At 66.7% G+C, this 15,123-nt stretch carries 16 protein-coding genes; 8 read left to right on the forward strand and 8 right to left on the reverse strand.

Features of this window, described 5'->3' with window-relative positions; translation table 11 throughout:
• Positions 1-20: 20 nt before the first annotated feature.
• Genes EYR15_RS13140 through EYR15_RS13150 form a run of 3 tightly spaced genes read right to left on the reverse strand, consistent with a single transcriptional unit; the run spans position 21 to position 1,542 of the window.
• Positions 21-626, reverse strand: coding sequence for a DsbE family thiol:disulfide interchange protein (locus EYR15_RS13140; RefSeq protein WP_131004004.1), 606 nt, complete (start codon positions 624-626; stop codon positions 21-23).
• Positions 623-781: a heme exporter protein CcmD gene (ccmD, locus tag EYR15_RS13145; protein ID WP_131004005.1), complete on the reverse strand. Its 159-nt coding sequence runs from the start codon at positions 779-781 to the stop codon at positions 623-625. Before ccmD ends, EYR15_RS13140 begins: the two co-directional genes overlap by 4 nt.
• Positions 778-1,542 (reverse strand): heme ABC transporter permease, encoded by a 765-nt coding sequence (locus tag EYR15_RS13150; protein WP_131004006.1) that lies wholly within the window; start codon positions 1,540-1,542, stop codon positions 778-780. The genes ccmD and EYR15_RS13150 overlap by 4 nt, the downstream gene beginning before the upstream one ends.
• 293 nt (positions 1,543-1,835) lie before the next feature.
• Between EYR15_RS13150 and EYR15_RS13155 the strand changes: the two genes are divergently transcribed.
• Positions 1,836-2,144 carry a hypothetical protein gene (locus EYR15_RS13155; RefSeq protein ID WP_131004007.1) on the forward strand — a complete coding sequence of 103 codons (309 nt, stop codon included), beginning with the start codon at positions 1,836-1,838 and terminating at the stop codon, positions 2,142-2,144.
• 43 nt (positions 2,145-2,187) lie between these two features.
• Here EYR15_RS13155 and ccmB read toward each other — a convergent pair whose 3' ends face one another.
• Positions 2,188-2,841 carry a heme exporter protein CcmB gene (gene ccmB / locus EYR15_RS13160; RefSeq protein ID WP_131004008.1) on the reverse strand — a complete coding sequence of 218 codons (654 nt, stop codon included), beginning with the start codon at positions 2,839-2,841 and terminating at the stop codon, positions 2,188-2,190.
• A 114-nt stretch (positions 2,842-2,955) separates the two neighbouring features.
• On the opposite strand from ccmB, the gene EYR15_RS13165 reads away from it, so the two are divergent.
• Positions 2,956-3,366, forward strand: coding sequence for a PepSY domain-containing protein (locus tag EYR15_RS13165; protein WP_131004009.1), 411 nt, complete (start codon positions 2,956-2,958; stop codon positions 3,364-3,366).
• Here EYR15_RS13165 and ccmA read toward each other — a convergent pair.
• The gene (gene ccmA, locus EYR15_RS13170) at positions 3,363-3,998 is read right to left on the reverse strand and encodes a heme ABC exporter ATP-binding protein CcmA (RefSeq protein WP_131004010.1); all 636 of its coding nucleotides are present in this window, start codon (positions 3,996-3,998) and stop codon (positions 3,363-3,365) included. The genes EYR15_RS13165 and ccmA overlap by 4 nt on opposite strands.
• Positions 3,999-4,183: 185 nt before the next feature.
• On the opposite strand from ccmA, the gene acnA reads away from it, so the two are divergent.
• From acnA to EYR15_RS13200, 6 genes are all read left to right on the forward strand, one after another.
• Positions 4,184-6,865: an aconitate hydratase AcnA gene (acnA, locus tag EYR15_RS13175; RefSeq protein ID WP_131004011.1), complete on the forward strand. Its 2,682-nt coding sequence runs from the start codon at positions 4,184-4,186 to the stop codon at positions 6,863-6,865.
• Positions 6,866-7,085: 220 nt separating this feature from the next.
• Positions 7,086-7,874 (forward strand): DUF1223 domain-containing protein, encoded by a 789-nt coding sequence (locus EYR15_RS13180; protein ID WP_165455499.1) that lies wholly within the window; start codon positions 7,086-7,088, stop codon positions 7,872-7,874.
• Positions 7,875-7,876: 2 nt separating this feature from the next.
• Positions 7,877-8,869, forward strand: a complete 993-nt coding sequence (locus EYR15_RS13185; protein WP_205741651.1) for an alpha/beta fold hydrolase — start codon at positions 7,877-7,879, stop codon at positions 8,867-8,869.
• 62 nt (positions 8,870-8,931) lie between these two features.
• Positions 8,932-9,303, forward strand: a complete 372-nt coding sequence (locus EYR15_RS13190) for a DUF2794 domain-containing protein (protein WP_131004012.1) — start codon at positions 8,932-8,934, stop codon at positions 9,301-9,303.
• Between the two features lie 199 nt (positions 9,304-9,502).
• Positions 9,503-10,585, forward strand: a complete 1,083-nt coding sequence (locus EYR15_RS13195) for a fatty acid desaturase family protein (RefSeq protein ID WP_131004013.1) — start codon at positions 9,503-9,505, stop codon at positions 10,583-10,585.
• 104 nt (positions 10,586-10,689) lie between these two features.
• Positions 10,690-12,141, forward strand: a complete 1,452-nt coding sequence (locus EYR15_RS13200; protein WP_131004014.1) for an acetamidase/formamidase family protein — start codon at positions 10,690-10,692, stop codon at positions 12,139-12,141.
• A 127-nt stretch (positions 12,142-12,268) separates the two neighbouring features.
• On the opposite strand, the gene EYR15_RS13205 is transcribed toward EYR15_RS13200, so the two are convergent.
• The 3 genes from EYR15_RS13205 to EYR15_RS13215 form a co-directional block, all read right to left on the reverse strand.
• A complete protein-coding gene (locus EYR15_RS13205; RefSeq protein ID WP_131004015.1) occupies positions 12,269-13,018 on the reverse strand; it encodes a glucose 1-dehydrogenase in 750 nt (249 codons plus the stop codon).
• A gap of 199 nt (positions 13,019-13,217) precedes the next feature.
• Complete coding sequence (locus EYR15_RS13210) at positions 13,218-13,511, reverse strand: ArsR/SmtB family transcription factor (protein ID WP_131004016.1); 294 nt, start codon at positions 13,509-13,511, stop codon at positions 13,218-13,220.
• Between the two features lie 159 nt (positions 13,512-13,670).
• The gene (locus EYR15_RS13215; RefSeq protein WP_131004017.1) at positions 13,671-14,708 is read right to left on the reverse strand and encodes a glutamine synthetase beta-grasp domain-containing protein; all 1,038 of its coding nucleotides are present in this window, start codon (positions 14,706-14,708) and stop codon (positions 13,671-13,673) included.
• Between the last annotated feature and the right edge of the window lie 415 nt (positions 14,709-15,123).

The raw sequence follows: 15,123 nt of genomic DNA on the forward strand, positions 1-15,123 counted from the left end.
TGGGAGGGTGAAGCGCAGCGCTACTTCGCCGCCAGCGCCTTTGCCTTCTCGATCTGCGGCATGAGCTGGCTCTCCGCGGTGTCATCGCCCAGCGGTCCGACGAATTTGTACGCGACGCGCCCGTCGCCGGTGATCACGAAGGTCTCCGGGACGCCGTAGACCCCCCATTCGACGCCTGCCCGGCCGCTTGGGTCGGCGCCGACGCGCTCATAGGGCAAGCCAAGGCCGCCAAGGAAGCGGCGGGCGTTTTCCGCGTCGTCCTTGTAATTCAGCCCGATAATCCGGACGCCGCTCTCCTTGAGCTTCATCAGCGTTGGATGCTCGTCGCGACAAGGCGCGCACCAGGAGGCGAAGACGTTGACGACGGTCACGCCGCCGCCCGACAGGTCGGCGCGGGAAAAGCCCGGGATCGGCCCGGAATCGCCGCGAAGGCCCTCAAGGGCGGGCAGCGTCGTGTCCGGCGCCGGACGGCCGATCAGGGCGGAAGGCAGCGCCGCGGGATCGCGTCCTGAGAGCAGGCCGGTCGGGCCGCCCACGAAAAACACGACGCCGGCGAGCACGACCGCGAGCGGGACCAAGAAGATCGCGCGCCGCGCAAGGCTCGGGGCGTTGGTCGAGTCGGTCATCGGGCTGAGCGCCTGCGGCCGCTCTCGGCCTCGACGCGGGCGAGCGCGCGCTTCGTGAGGCGGTGGTCGATCGCCGTCCAGAGGACGAGCCCGCCGATGACGACGAAGCCGATGGCGTAGGACGCGACGATGAAGCCGACATGGGGGTCGTTCATTCCGCAGGCTCCGGCGCAAGGCGCGGCGCGCGCGCGGCAGTGAGCCGCATCGTGCGCAGGCGCCGGCGGGCGAGTTCGGTGCGCATCCCGGCGAGGTGCAGCGTCACGAACAGCAGCGTGAAGCCGATCGCGTTGACGAGCAGCGGAGTCAGGATCGAGGGGTCCATCGCCGGGCCGCCCATCTTCATGACCGACGCCGGCTGGTGGAGCGTGTTCCACCAGTCGACCGAGAACTTGATGATCGGGATGTTGATCGAGCCGACCAGCGTGAGGATCGCGCAAGCCTTGGCGGCGCGCGAAGGCTCGTCGATCGCCGAGCGCAGCGCCATCAGGCCGAGATACATTAGGAACAGGATGAGGAACGAGGTCAGCCGCGCGTCCCAGACCCAGTAGGTCCCCCACATCGGCTTGCCCCAGAGCGAGCCGGTGGCGAGCGCGAGGAAGGTGAAGGCGGCGCCGAGCGGGGTCGCCACCTTGGCGGCGACGTCGGCGAGGGGATGGCGCCAGATGAGCACGCCGAGGCTGGCGACGGCCATGATCGAATAGCCCATCATGGCGAGCCAGGCGGCCGGCACGTGCAGGAACATGATCCGCACCGTCTCGCCCTGCTGGTAATCCGCAGGCGCGACCGCGAGGCCGAGATAGAGCCCATAGCCGATGGCGAGCGCCGTCGCGCCGGCGAGCCACGGCAGGATCCGGACGGCGAATGCCGAGAACCGTGCGGGGTTCGCGAGCGCGGCGACTGGGGAGAGGATGCCCATGAGGTCCGTCTTTACGCAGAAACCGTCATCCCGGACGGCGGCAAACCTGCCGAGCAGGATCATCAGCTGAGAATTGCGCCCTTCCTGAGGGCGATCCCGGCTCTCCGCCTGTCAGCTCCGGACGGAACAGCGCTTTGTCTACTACGGCGCCTTCGACTCTTTCGAAACAGGCCATCGGTCGCAAGCGCGTCATCTGCGTTCTGCCGCCGCGATCATGGTCCGAATGGCCGGGGCGGCCTTCTCCCGCCAGCCATGTATGGTCCTTCGGGGCGAACAAGGAGCATCGAGACCACATGAAAGCCATCCCATTCCTCGCCATCTCGGCGTTGGCGCTCGGCCTCGCGGCCTGCGAGCACGATCGTCCGCATGGCTATGGCGGCGGCTACGGCTACAACGACCGCGTGTTCATCGACAGCGACCGCGGCTATCGCGATCATCGCCGCGACGGCCGCTACGAACGCAGCCGCTACGACGATCGGCGTCGCGACGACGACCGGCGCCGCGACACGCGTCGGGGCGACGGCGACCGGGGCCATGATCGTGACGGCGATCGGCGCGCGGACGGCGACCGCCGAGGGAACGGACCCCGCTACGACAGATAAGGAAACCAGACAGGGAGCCGTCGGCAGACGGCTTCCTGGCCTCCTATTCCCGGAGCAGCCTGAGGGTCGCGCCCGCAGCGATAGGCCCGAGCACGCCATAGACGAGCGCGAGCCCGACTAGCGCGCTCATCGGGCCTGTCACGTCGCGGCCGGGATCGCAGGCTGCGACGCCGAAGATCAGGACCGGCACGGAGAGCGGGAGGATCAGCACAGGCGCGAGCAGCCCGCCTCGCCTCAAACCGACGGTGAGCGCCGCGCCGACCGTGCCGAGGCAGGCGAGCGCCGGCGTGCCGACGAGCAGCGCCAGAGCGACGCGGAGCGTCGTCTCCGGCCCGACGTCCAGCATCATCCCGAACAGCGGCGCCGCGATCACCAGCGGCAGGCAGGTCGTCGTCCAGTGCGCCAGGATCTTGGCGCCGATCATCAGCTCGAAGGGCGCGGGCGCTAGGAAGATCAGGTCGAGCCCGCCATCCTCATGGTCGGCCTGCAGCAGCCGGTCGAGGCCGAGCAGCGTCGCGAGCAGCGCCCCAAGCCACAGGATCGCCGGACCGATTCGGCCGAGCAGCGCGAGGTCCGGACCGACAGCAAACGGCGTCAGCGTCACGACCAGCAGGAAGAACACGACGCCGAGCCCGGCGCCGCCGCTGCGGGCGAGCGCGAGGTCGCGCAGGAAGAGAGCGGCTGGGGGACATGTCACTTGGCTGTGATCACGAACGCGGCGCCGGCGGGGAGAACCTGAAACATACCACCTGCATACGCGTTGGGCTCGGGTAAGCGGCCGCACTATCGGCCGAACACGGAGGATACAAGAATGACCCGCTTTTCCGCCATCGCCGCCTCGCTCGCCCTGGGCGCCGCCACCCTCGCGCTGCCGACGGCTGGCTACGCCGCCGACGAAACCGAGATGGCGATGAACGCCAAGGTCACGATCTCGCAGGCCGTCGAAGCCGCAGAAGCGAAGGGCGGCAAGGCGACCGAAGTCGAATTCGACGACGATTACGGCGGGCGCTGGGAGGTGAAGGTGCTCGCCGATGGCGGCAACAAGCTCACCACCTATTTCGTTGATCCGAGTTCAGGTCAGGTCACCGGCGAAGAGCCGCAGACATTCGAGAAGTATTTCACCATGCTGAAGCCTGAGGCCTTCCAGAAGGCCCCGACGCAGCTGAAGGCCGCCATCGCCTCAGCTGAAGCTGCGGGCTCCGGCAAGGCGATCATCGACTAAGCGTCGATATCGACCTCAGCAGGAACCGAGCGCGACGCGAGGCCGAGGTCGAGCGTCGCGCCTCTCCCGAAAGCGAGGTCGGCATGGGTGGCCGCGATCACCATCCCGCCGGCCTTGCGGTGCTCTTCGACAAGCTCAGAAAGCAACGCTTGTCCGCGTATGTCGAGCGCCGCCGTCGGTTCATCCAGTAGCCAGATCGGCCGCGGCGCGCAGAGCAGCCGCGCCAGAGCGAGCCTGCGCTTCTGCCCGGCCGAAAGCGCCGAGCCCGGCAGTTCCTCAAGAGACCCGAGCCCGACCCGGTCGAGCGCGCTGGACACGCCGCCTTCGCCCCCGAGCGCGTCGCGGGCGAAGATCAGGTTCCGCCGCACCGACAGACCGCTTTTCACCGCGTCGAGATGCCCCAGCAAGTGCATGGACTCGCGCGGGGGCGCATCGTTGTCCGCGCCTTCGAGCCGCACCTCGCCCGAAAGCGGCGGCAGCAGGCCGGCGATCGACCGCAATAGCGTCGACTTGCCGGCCCCGTTCGGCCCGATGACGGACAGCGCTCCGCCGCTTTCGACGGCGAAAACGACGTTCTCGAGGATCACGGTTCCGCCGCGCGCGACGGTGAGCGCCTCCGCGACGAGCCTCATCGCAGCCGTTCCGGAGATGCTGGAACGGTTTCAAGCATGCGTGTTTTCGTCAGGAGCCGGTGGGCGGAAGCGGCTTCAATGGACGCTTGATTTCCCATATAAGACCCGAGCAATCTTGTGCGGCGCACATCTGGCCTCAAGCGAACCCGCGGGGCGGCGCGCCTTCGAAAAGGAGCGACCAGTCCGTGTCCCATCCCGACAGCTTCCGCTCGGCGAAAACCCTGTCGGCGGGGGCTAAGTCCTACCGCTACTACAGCATCCCCGACGCCGAGGCGAACGGTCTGGAGGGCGTGTCCCGCCTCCCCTTCTCCATGAAGGTGCTGCTCGAGAACCTGCTCAGGTTCGAGGACGGGCGGACGGTCAAGAAGGAGGACATCGCGGCGATCCAGGACTGGCTCGATAACCGCGGCAAGGGCGAATACGAAATCGCCTACCGCCCGAGCCGCGTGCTGATGCAGGACTTTACGGGCGTTCCGGCGGTGGTCGATCTGGCGGCGATGCGCGACGCGATGGTGCATCTCGGCGGCGATCCGAAGCGGATCAACCCGCTGGTGCCGGTCGATCTCGTCATCGACCATTCCGTCATCGTCAATTTCTTCGGCGACAACGCCGCCTTCGGCAAGAACGTCGATGAAGAGTACCGCCAGAACCAGGAGCGCTACCGCTTCCTGAAGTGGGGCCAAACGGCCTTCGACAATTTCCGCGTCGTGCCGCCCGGCACCGGCATCTGTCACCAGGTGAACCTGGAATATCTCGCCCAGACCGTCTGGACGAAGGACGAGAACGGCGAGACCGTCGCCTTTCCCGACACCTGCGTCGGCACCGACAGCCACACGACGATGGTAAACGGCCTCGGCGTGCTCGGCTGGGGCGTGGGCGGCATCGAGGCGGAGGCCGCCATGCTCGGGCAGCCGGTCTCCATGCTGATCCCCGAAGTCATCGGGTTCAAACTGACCGGCAGGCTGCAGGAAGGCATCACCGCGACCGATCTGGTGCTGACCGTCACGCAGATGCTGCGCAAGAAGGGCGTGGTGGGCAAGTTCGTCGAATTCTTCGGCGACGGCCTCGACCACCTCTCGCTCGCCGACCGGGCGACGATCGGCAACATGGCGCCGGAATACGGCGCGACCTGCGGCTTCTTCCCCGTCGATTCCGAGACGCTCGCTTATCTCGAGGAGACCGGCCGCGATCCCGACCGCCTCGCCCTCGTCGAGGCTTACGCCAAGGCGCAAGGCATGTGGCGCGAGGCCGGCACGCCGGACCCGGTGTTCACCGACGTTCTCGAGCTCGACATCGGCTCGGTCGAGCCCTCGCTTGCGGGCCCGAAGCGCCCGCAGGACCGCGTGCTGCTGAAGGACACCAAGGCCGGCTTCCTCGCGGCGCTCGAAGGCGAGTTCAAGAAGCCGGGCGAGGCTTCGAGGCGCGTGCCCGTGGCCGGAACGGACTACGACCTCGGCCATGGCGACGTGACGATCGCCGCCATCACGTCCTGCACCAACACCTCGAACCCGAGCGTGCTGATCGCGGCGGGCCTGCTCGCCCGCAACGCGGTTGCGAAGGGCCTCAAGACCAAGCCGTGGGTGAAGACATCGCTCGCGCCGGGGTCCCAGGTGGTCGAGGGCTATCTCGCCTCCGCCGATCTCCAGAAGGACCTCGACGCCTTAGGGTTCAACCTCGTCGGCTTCGGCTGCACGACCTGCATCGGCAATTCCGGGCCGCTACCGGAGCCAATCTCAGAGGCGATCAACTCCGCGGATCTCGTGGCCGGCGCCGTGATCTCCGGCAACCGCAATTTCGAGGGCCGCGTGAACCCGGACGTGAAGGCGAACTACCTCGCCTCCCCGCCGCTCGTCGTCGCCTACGCGCTCGCCGGCTCGCTCCAGATCGACCTCGCGACCGAGCCACTGGGCGAAGGGACGGACGGCCCGGTCTACCTCAGGGACATCTGGCCTTCGAACGCGGAGGTGCAGACCTTCATTCGCGAGAACGTCACCCGCGCGATGTTTCGCGAAAAATACGCCGACGTCTTCAAGGGCGACGAGAACTGGCAGAAGATCGCGGCGCCCGAAGGCGAGACCTACGCGTGGGAAGGCGGCTCCACCTACGTGCAGAACCCGCCTTACTTCGAGGGCATGCGGCACGAGCCCGAGCCGATCACCGACATCGAGGACGCCCGCATCCTCGGCCTGTTTCTGGATTCGATCACGACCGACCACATCTCGCCGGCCGGCTCCATCAAGCAGGCTTCGCCCGCCGGCGAATACTTACGCGACCATCAGGTCCGCCCGGCGGACTTCAATCAGTACGGCACGCGGCGCGGCAACCATCAGGTCATGATGCGCGGCACCTTCGCCAACATCCGCATCAAGAACCAGATGCTGGAGGGCGTGGAAGGCGGCATGACCAAGCACTTCCCTGACGGGGAGCAGATGCCGATCTACGACGCCGCGATGAAGTACAAGTCGGAAGGCGTGCCGCTGATCGTGTTCGCCGGCAAGGAATACGGCACCGGCTCGTCGCGCGACTGGGCGGCCAAGGGCACCAATCTGCTCGGCGTCCGCGCGGTGGTCGCGCAGTCCTTCGAGCGCATCCACCGCTCCAACCTCGTCGGCATGGGCGTGGTCCCGCTCACCTTCCAGGAAGGCGACAGCTGGCAGACGCTCGGTCTCAAAGGCGACGAGACCGTCACGCTAAACGGCCTCGCAGAAGGCCTGCGGCCTCGCGTGAGGCTTGAGGCGGAGATCACGTCGCCGGACGGCTCGGTCCGCAAGGTTCCGCTCCTTTGCCGCATCGATACGCTCGACGAGCTCGACTACTTCAAGAACGGCGGCATCCTGCACTACGTGCTGCGCAGCCTCGCGGCCTGAAAAGACCGACTGTTGCGCTGATTGCAAGCGTCATCCCGGACGGCGGCTCCAAGCCGCTGATCCGGGATATCCTCCGAACTGGGCTCGATCCTTCGCACGATCCGGCTCTCGCTCCGCTCGGCGGGATGACGCTTCGGTGGCGTCACCCCGTTGTGAGTGGCGCCGGCGGTCCCCGCTACCCACAATGAGGGTCCAGCGCCCTCGCGGACTCCAAAAGCCGATGCGCCTCGCTTGTCTCCTGTCAGCCGTTTTCGCTCTCGCCGCCAGCGGCTTCGCCAGCGCCCAACAGGCCGAAGCGCCGCGCGCGGTGATGGAGCTGTTCACGAGCCAGGGCTCCTCGGCCTGCCCTCCGGCCGACAGGATCGCGACGGAGCTCGCCCGCGGCGACCGCACCCTCGTGCTTACGCTGCCCGTGGATTACTGGGACTATCTCGGCTGGAAGGACACGCTTGCGACTCCCGCGAACGCCGCACGCCAGAAGGCCTATGCCCGTGCCCGCGGCGACCGTAAGGTCTTCACGCCGCAGGTGGTCGTGAACGGGCGAGAGGCGATCGTCGGCGGCGCCGGCCCGGCTGTGATCGGCGCGCTCGGCCGCGCGGGAGACGTCGGGCTGCCGCTGCCGGTGGCGGTCTCCGCCGCCGATGGGATCATCGAAGTCTCGGTCTCCACCGCGCGCGCGCCGATCGCTAAGAGCCGCGCGGAGGTGTGGCTGTTCGCCGTCGAGCGCTCGCGCTCCGTGCATATCGATGGCGGAGAGAACGCAGGCGCGACGGTCGATTACGTTAACGTCGTGCGGCATATGACGAGGCTCGGCGCCTGGGACGGCGCGCCGGCTCGCTTCGACATCGCGGCCGACGAGGCGATGCGCCCCGGCGCAGACGGCGTCGCCGTGCTCGTTCAGGCCGGCACGGGCGGCCAGCCTGGGCCGATCCTCGGCGCGGCGCAGACCGACGTCATCCGCCCCGGCGCGGCGACCACGGCCTCACGCATGGTTCGGGAGCAGTTTTGAGAATTTTGTTCGCCATTGCGGCCCTGCTGCTGACCACGCTTTCGCCGGCCGCCGCGCAGGAGCGCCCCTCCTATGGGCCTGAGCTCGAGGGCTTCGACTACCCCTATCCCGTCGAGCGCCGCGACTTCGTCTCGCAAGGCGAGAAGCTGTCGATGGCCTATCTCGACGTCGCACCCGAAAAGCCGAACGGCCGGACTGTCGTCCTGCTCCACGGCAAGAATTTCTGCGCCGCGACCTTCGAGGACCAGATCCACGTTCTGACCGCCGCGGGTTTCCGCGTCGTCGCGGTGGATCAGATCGGATTCTGCAAATCGTCCAAGCCCGCGGGCTACCAGTTCAGCTTTCTTCAGCTCGCCGCGAACACGCATGCGCTGCTGGAGAGCCTCGGGATCGAGAAGGCCACGATCCTCGGCCATTCCATGGGCGGCATGCTGGCCGCGCGCTACGCGCTGACCTATCCGGAAGCGACCGAGCGGCTGATCATGGTCAACCCGCTCGGCCTCGAGGACTGGAAGGCCAAGGGCGTGCCCTACGCGACCGTCGACAAACTGCATGAGGAAGAGCTGAAGACCACCTTCGACACGGTGAAGGCCTACCAGCTCAAGTTCTATTACGACGGCAAGTGGAAGCCGGAATACGACCGCTGGGCCGCGATGAACGCCGGGCTCTATGCAGGCGCGGGCCGCGAGGACGTGGCGTGGACCGGCGCGCGCACGCACGAGATGATCTACGCGCAGCCTGTGCTCTACGAGTTCCCGCAAATCAAGGTTCCGACCACGCTGATCATCGGCCAGACCGACCGAACCGCGCCGGGCGCCAACCGCGCCGCCCCGGAAATCGCGAAGACGCTCGGCGACTATCCCGCGCTCGGGCGCAAGGCCGCGGCGGCGATCCCCAGCGCGACGCTCGTGGAGCTTCCGGGCCTCGGCCATGCGCCGCAGGTCGAGGATCCCGCGACCTTCGACGCAGCCATGCTGAAGGCGCTGGACCGCTAGCGCGGCTTGCGCGCATCCGCCTGCGGCGCGATCATGCCCGGGCGACCCATTCGGAAGACGCGATGATCGACGAAGAGCCCATACGTCTCTTCCCTCCGGCTGCGACCTCTCCCGCCGCCCCTGCCCCACCGGCCGAGGTCTCCTTCGACCGCCGCGAGCTGAACGCCATCCTCACCGTCTACGGCCGGATGGTCGCGGCCGGCGAATGGCGCGACTACGCCATCGACTTCCTCAAGGAGAAGGCGGTGTTTTCGGTGTTCCGCCGCGCAAGCGAGGCGCCGCTCTACCGGATCGAGAAGACGCCGAAGCTCGCCCGCAAGCAGGGGGCCTATGCGGTCGTCACGACCACCGGCCTGATCCTGAAGCGTGGCCACGATCTGGCGCGTGTGCTGGCGGTGGTGGACAAGGCGACGCTCCGCGTGGTGAGCGGCTGAGAACGCTTCGATCCGATCGATCTTGCGACATCGCGGGAATGGATCCCGGCAGTCCGCTGCGCTGCAGCCGGGAATGACAGGTCGACCCGTCACCCTCCGCAATGCTCCGTTGCGCATCGTGAAGACGGTCCGCGCTGTCATTGAGCCCGCAAAAATGCTATGTAGGGGCCGATTTTCGCGACATTTTAGAAGCGATCCCATGCCCGCCGACACGATCCGCCCCGAGGCCCTGACCGAGCGCAATCTTGTCAGCGTCGCCCACAAGCTGACCGCCGATCTCGCCAAGGCGAGGCCCGCAGTCTACTGGACCGACCTGATCGTCACGGCGGTCGTCGCCTATGCGGCGCTCGCCGGCGCCGTGCTGCTGCCGGGCCTCGTGCTCAAGAGCGCGGCCTTCGTAATCTCGGCGCTGGCCTTCTACCGCGGCGTCAGCTTCATCCACGAGGTCAGCCACCTCCGCGCTCAGGACGTGCCGGGCTTCAAGGCCGGCTACAACGCGCTGATCGGCGTGCCGTTCTTCGTGCCGTCGTTGATGTATGAGGGCGTGCACAATCAGCACCACGCCAAGTCGCGCTACGGCACGGCGCTCGATCCCGAATACATGCCGCTCGCGCGCCAGACCTTCTGGCATGTCGCGGCCTTCATCGCGATCTCGGCGCTCGCGCCGGTCGGCCTGCTGATCCGCTTCGGCCTGCTGACGCCGCTCGCGGCGATCATTCCGCCCTTCCGCAAGACGGTGGTCGAGCGCTTCTCCGCGCTCGCGATCAATCCCGCATTCCTGCGCGACCATCCGACAGACGCGCAGCGCCCGCTGTGGATCCTGCTCGAAACGCTGTGCTCGATCTGGGCGAATGCGTTCGTCTGGCTCACCGTTACGGGCGTCATTTCCTGGCGGGTGTTCTTCACCGCGCTTGCCCTCGGTTCCGCGGTCGCTGTGGTGAACCAGTTCCGTACTCTCGTCGCCCACCATTGGGACAACGAGGGCGACGAGATGAGCGTGACCGAGCAGTTTCTCGACTCGGTCAACGTGCCGCCGCCGGCTACCCTGCCGATGCTCTGGGCGCCGGTCGGACTGCGCTATCACGGCCTTCACCATCTGCTGCCGCGACTGCCCTATCATGCGCTCGGCGCGGCGCACGCCCGCCTCTGCGAGGCGCTGCCGCCGGAAAGCCCGTACCACAAAGGCAGCCATCGCGGCTTCTGGCACGTCACCGGCCGTCTTCTCGGCGCGATCCGCGACCGGCGCGCCGCCCCGCAGCCCGGGATCGTGCCGGGCGAGTAAGCCGCACGTCACGGTTCGCCTCAGGCGCTATCGCGTGGCGCCGGGCTTGCTCTCTCCTCGGGGTCGGATCGTTCGTCCGACGGCTGTAATGGGAGAGAGCCTGCATGTGCCGCGGCGACGACGCGAACTGCCCTGAATTTGAGCTTCACTACCGCGCGTTCAAGGAAGATTTGAACGCGGAACGGCGCGGCTTCCTGAAGAGCGGCTTCGTCGCAGCCGGCGGCCTTGCGACGCTTGGCGCCGCGGGCGGCGCCTCACTGGTGACTCCTGCTCTGGCCGAGGCGAGCGCCGCGCGGTCCCCGACGGAACGCAAGAGCCATTACCTGCCCGCGAACGCCGATACCGTGCACTGGGGCTATTTCTCGAAATCCCTGAAGCCCAAGGTCGAGGTCGACAGCGGCGACATCGTCACCATCGAGGCGCTGACGCATCACGCCTGCGACGATCGCGAGCGGATGGTGGAGGGCGACGAGGGCGCCGAGAGCGTCTTCCTCTGGACCAAGGACAAGAAGGGCGTCGACCGCCGCGGCGCCGGGACCACCGATCCCAAGGTCTACAAGAAGGGCTCCGGCGAAGGTCAGGGCGTCCACGTCATGACCGGTCCGGTCTATGTCCGCGGCGCCGAGCCCGGCGACATCCTTGAGGTCCGCATTCTGGACTGCGCGCCGCGCCCCTGCGCGAACCCGAAATTTAAGGGCAAGTCTTTCGGCTCGAACGCCGCCGCCTGGTGGGGCTACCACTACAACGACATGATCGGCGGCGCGAAGCGCGAGGTCGTGACCATCTACGAGGTCGACGCCACCGGCGCAAAGAGCTGGGCGCAGGCGGCGTACAACTTCAAATGGGTTCCGCAGACCGATCCGTTCGGCGTGGTCCACCCCACGATCGACTATCCCGGCGTGCCGGTCGACCACACCAAGACCGAGCGCAATTTCGACGTGCTGAAGGGCGTGCGCGTGCCAATCCGTCCGCATTTCGGGACGCTCGGCCTTGCGCCCGCCGAAGCCGAGTTCGTCGACACCATTCCGCCGAGCTACACCGGCGGCAACATCGACAACTGGCGCATCGGTAAGGGCGCCACGATGTACTACCCCGTGGCGGTGGACGGCGCGCTGCTCTCCGTCGGGGATCCACATGCGAGCCAGGGCGACAGCGAGCTCTGCGGCACCGCTATCGAGTGCTCGCTGACCGGCGTGTTCCAGCTCATCCTGCATAAGAAGGCAGATCTCGGCGGCACCCCGCTCGAGGGGCTCGACTACCCGATGCTTGAAACCAAGGACGAGTGGCTCGTCCATGGCTTCTCCTTCGCAAACTATCTGAAGGAGCTCGGCCCTGAGGCGCAGTCCGCGATCTACGGCAAGTCCTCAGTCGACCTCGCGATGCGCGACGCCTTCCGCAAGATGCGCCAGTTCCTGATGGCGACGCAGAAACTGACTGAAGACGAGGCGGTCTCGCTGATGTCGATCGGCGTCGACTTCGGCGTCACTCAGGTCGTCGACGGCAACTGGGGCGTCCATGCGGTCGTGAAGAAGGACATCTTCGCGGGCCGGGCCTGAGAACGGCCGTCATCCCGGGCGGCCTTTCGGCCGATCCGGGATCGCGCGCAGAAAGAGGCGCTTCCTCCGGCGCACGATCCCGGCTCTCGCTCGCGCGAGGCCGGGATGACGTTTACGTCGACTTTGCTCAGCGCTGACCGCCGGAGGCCGCGAGCGTCTCGCCCGTCACCCAGCGCGCGGCGTCGGACACGAGGAACACCGAAACGTCGGCGATGTCGTCGGGTTGGCCGAGACGGCCGAGAGGCGTCGAGGCGATCATCTGCTTCTCGAAATCGCTGCCCATGACGCCGGCGGCGTGGGTTCCCTCCGTCTCGACGCCGCCCGGATTGACCGCGTTCACGCGGATCTTCTTCGGGCCGAGCTCGGCCGCGAGGATGCGGGTGACGTGATCGACCGCGGCCTTCGTGGCGCTGTAGACCGACGTGGTCGGATAGACGCCGCGGCCGGCGACCGACGAAACGTTGAGGATCGCCCCGCCTTCCGGGCCAAAGCGCTTCGCCGCTTCGCGGATCGCGAGCAGCGTACCCAGAACGTTGATGTCGAAGTGGCGGCGGTAATGCTCGACCGTCAGTTCCTCGATCGGCGCAAACTGATAGACGCCGGCGTTGTTCACCAGCACGTTCGGCCGGCCAAAGGCGGCCTCAGTCTCGTCGAAGAGGCGCAGGACGTCCGCCTCCTTGGAGACGTCGCCCTGAACCGCGAGCGCCTTGCCACCGGCTCCCGTAATATCGGCGACCACCTTATCGGCGCCCGCTTTGTCGGAGGCATAGTTCACCGCAACCGCGGCGCCTGCGTGGCCATAAGCGCGCGCGATCGCCGCGCCGATGCCTTTGGAGGCGCCGGTTACGATCGCGGTTTTTCCGTTGAGTTCGCTCATCGATATCCCCTGTGAGCTGACTAGTTCGACAGTTAGATAAATATCGAACTGATAGCTGCAAGGGGGCTGGACGTCCTGAGCTCAAGACTGTCCCCGGCGAAGCGAGAGCCGGGATCGCGCGTAGAAAGACGCTTCGTAAGACGCGCGATCCCGGATCGGCCCTTCGGCCGCCCGGGACGACGTCATGGAAGGCGTCGCCTCAGATCGCCGCGAGCCGTTCGAGATAAGCCGCCAGGCGCTTTCGGTTGAGGGTCAGCTTCGCGCAGCGCCCCTCGCGCAGGATCGAGATCAGGCCGGCGGTCTCGAGCTCCTTCATGTGATGGGACAGCGTTGCCGCGCTGATCTCCTGCGCCTCATGCAGCGCCGCGCAGGGCGTCGGATCTTCGGCCGAGCCGATCTGCTTGAGGATCTGCACGCGTCGCGGCTCGGCGAGCGCGCGTCCGATGCGTTCGAAGTCTCTGTCTGTGAGCTGTTCCGCGGGCTTGTCGGTCATGCAGGCAAAATGGTCATCCGCAAGCCCCGCGTCGAGAGCGGGACGTCACGAGACGACGGACCCCATCCCCTCTGCGAGGACGGATCGCTGAGCCAGAAAAAATCGCGGCGCCGGAGGGGTGCCCCGACGCCGCGAGATCAGCCGTTCAGGTCAAACCGATCAGGCCGCAGCGGCGGCCTTCGCGGTCGGGACCTCGGAGATCGTCTTCAGGATCTGCGAAGCGATCTGGTAGGGGTCGCCCTGCGAGTTCGGGCGGCGATCCTCGAGATAGCCCTTGTAGTCGTTCTTGATGAAGGAGTGCGGGACGCGGATCGACGCGCCGCGGTCAGCCACGCCGTAGCTGAACTTGTTCCACGGCGCGGTCTCGTGCTTGCCGGTCAGACGCTTGTCGTTGTCCGGGCCGTAGACGGCGATGTGGTCCATCAGGTTCTTGTCGAAGGCGCCCATCAGCGCCTCGAAGTACTCCTTGCCGCCGACGGTGCGGAGGTGCTCGGTCGAGAAGTTGGCGTGCATGCCCGAGCCATTCCAGTCGGTGTCGCCAAGCGGCTTGCAATGGTACTCGATGTCGATCTCGTACTTCTCGGTAAGGCGCTGCAGCAGGTAGCGCGCCATCCACATCTCATCGGCGGCCTTCTTGGAGCCCTTGCCGAAGATCTGGAACTCCCACTGACCCTTCGCGACTTCCGCGTTGATGCCTTCGTGGTTGATGCCAGCGGCGAGGCACTGGTCGAGGTGCTCCTCGACGATCTGGCGCGCGACCGCGCCGACGTTCGAGTAGCCGACGCCGGTATAATAGGTGCCCTGCGGCGCCGGGTAGCCTTCGGTCGGGAAGCCGAGCGGGCGGCCGTTCTTGTAGAAGAAGTACTCCTGCTCGAAGCCGAACCAGGCGCCCTCGTCGTCAAGGATGGTGGCGCGCTTGTTGGTCGAGTGCGGGGTGACACCGTCCGGCATCATGACTTCGCAGAGCACCAGCACGCCGTTGGTGCGGGCCGGGTCCGGAAAGTGGCGGATCGGCTTCAGCACGCAGTCGGAGCTGTGACCCTCGGCCTGCATCGTGGACGAACCGTCGAAGCCCCAGAGCGGAAGCTGCTCGAGCGTCGGGAACGCCTCGAATTCCTTGATTTGGGTCTTGCCGCGAAGGTTCGGGACCGGCGTGTAACCGTCGAGCCAGATGTACTCCAGCTTGTACTTCGTCATTGATCGTCTCTCATTGAGTTGATGACGTGAGCTGCGCGGCCAAGCCGCAAATGGTCTGGCGCGCGCAGGCCGGGCCCGCACGCGTGCGATCAAGCTCAAAGCATGATGCGTGCCACCGCGCCAGTCCATTCATCTGTTCGAGTTGGGCTGCGTATCGCGACTTCCGAGCTGAACGAACGCTTCTCACGGGGCGTTGCGACTCCAACGGAACCTCGGGCTGAGGACGAGCCCGAAGCCGCGGCCGATGAAAGATTGGGCGCCAAAACGAGGGCGCCCTGGAAAAGGCGGAGCTTCTTGCCGCCCTCCTTAGATTAATCACAAGAATAGTTTGCACATAAAGTAGACAGATGTCGCTTTTTAATTAGGCAGCACTGGAACAGACGAACGTTTCAGACGATATTGCTGTCAACGAAGC

The organism is Hansschlegelia quercus (assembly GCF_004310425.1).
GTDB lineage: Bacteria > Pseudomonadota > Alphaproteobacteria > Rhizobiales > Methylopilaceae > Methylopila > Methylopila quercus.

What these genes read in the sequence shown, in the direction of transcription:
- EYR15_RS13140 (WP_131004004.1), bottom strand. Translation starts at nt 626, where the DNA reads ATGACCGACTCGACCAACGCCCCGAGCCTTGCGCGGCGCGCGATCTTC.
- ccmD (WP_131004005.1), bottom strand. Translation starts at nt 781, where the DNA reads ATGAACGACCCCCATGTCGGCTTCATCGTCGCGTCCTACGCCATCGGC.
- EYR15_RS13150 (WP_131004006.1), bottom strand. Translation starts at nt 1,542, where the DNA reads ATGGGCATCCTCTCCCCAGTCGCCGCGCTCGCGAACCCCGCACGGTTC.
- EYR15_RS13155 (WP_131004007.1), top strand. Translation starts at nt 1,836, where the DNA reads ATGAAAGCCATCCCATTCCTCGCCATCTCGGCGTTGGCGCTCGGCCTC.
- EYR15_RS13165 (WP_131004009.1), top strand. Translation starts at nt 2,956, where the DNA reads ATGACCCGCTTTTCCGCCATCGCCGCCTCGCTCGCCCTGGGCGCCGCC.
- ccmA (WP_131004010.1), bottom strand. Translation starts at nt 3,998, where the DNA reads ATGAGGCTCGTCGCGGAGGCGCTCACCGTCGCGCGCGGCGGAACCGTG.
- EYR15_RS13180 (WP_165455499.1), top strand. Translation starts at nt 7,086, where the DNA reads ATGCGCCTCGCTTGTCTCCTGTCAGCCGTTTTCGCTCTCGCCGCCAGC.
- EYR15_RS13190 (WP_131004012.1), top strand. Translation starts at nt 8,932, where the DNA reads ATGATCGACGAAGAGCCCATACGTCTCTTCCCTCCGGCTGCGACCTCT.
- EYR15_RS13195 (WP_131004013.1), top strand. Translation starts at nt 9,503, where the DNA reads ATGCCCGCCGACACGATCCGCCCCGAGGCCCTGACCGAGCGCAATCTT.
- EYR15_RS13200 (WP_131004014.1), top strand. Translation starts at nt 10,690, where the DNA reads ATGTGCCGCGGCGACGACGCGAACTGCCCTGAATTTGAGCTTCACTAC.
- EYR15_RS13205 (WP_131004015.1), bottom strand. Translation starts at nt 13,018, where the DNA reads ATGAGCGAACTCAACGGAAAAACCGCGATCGTAACCGGCGCCTCCAAA.
- EYR15_RS13210 (WP_131004016.1), bottom strand. Translation starts at nt 13,511, where the DNA reads ATGACCGACAAGCCCGCGGAACAGCTCACAGACAGAGACTTCGAACGC.
- EYR15_RS13215 (WP_131004017.1), bottom strand. Translation starts at nt 14,708, where the DNA reads ATGACGAAGTACAAGCTGGAGTACATCTGGCTCGACGGTTACACGCCG.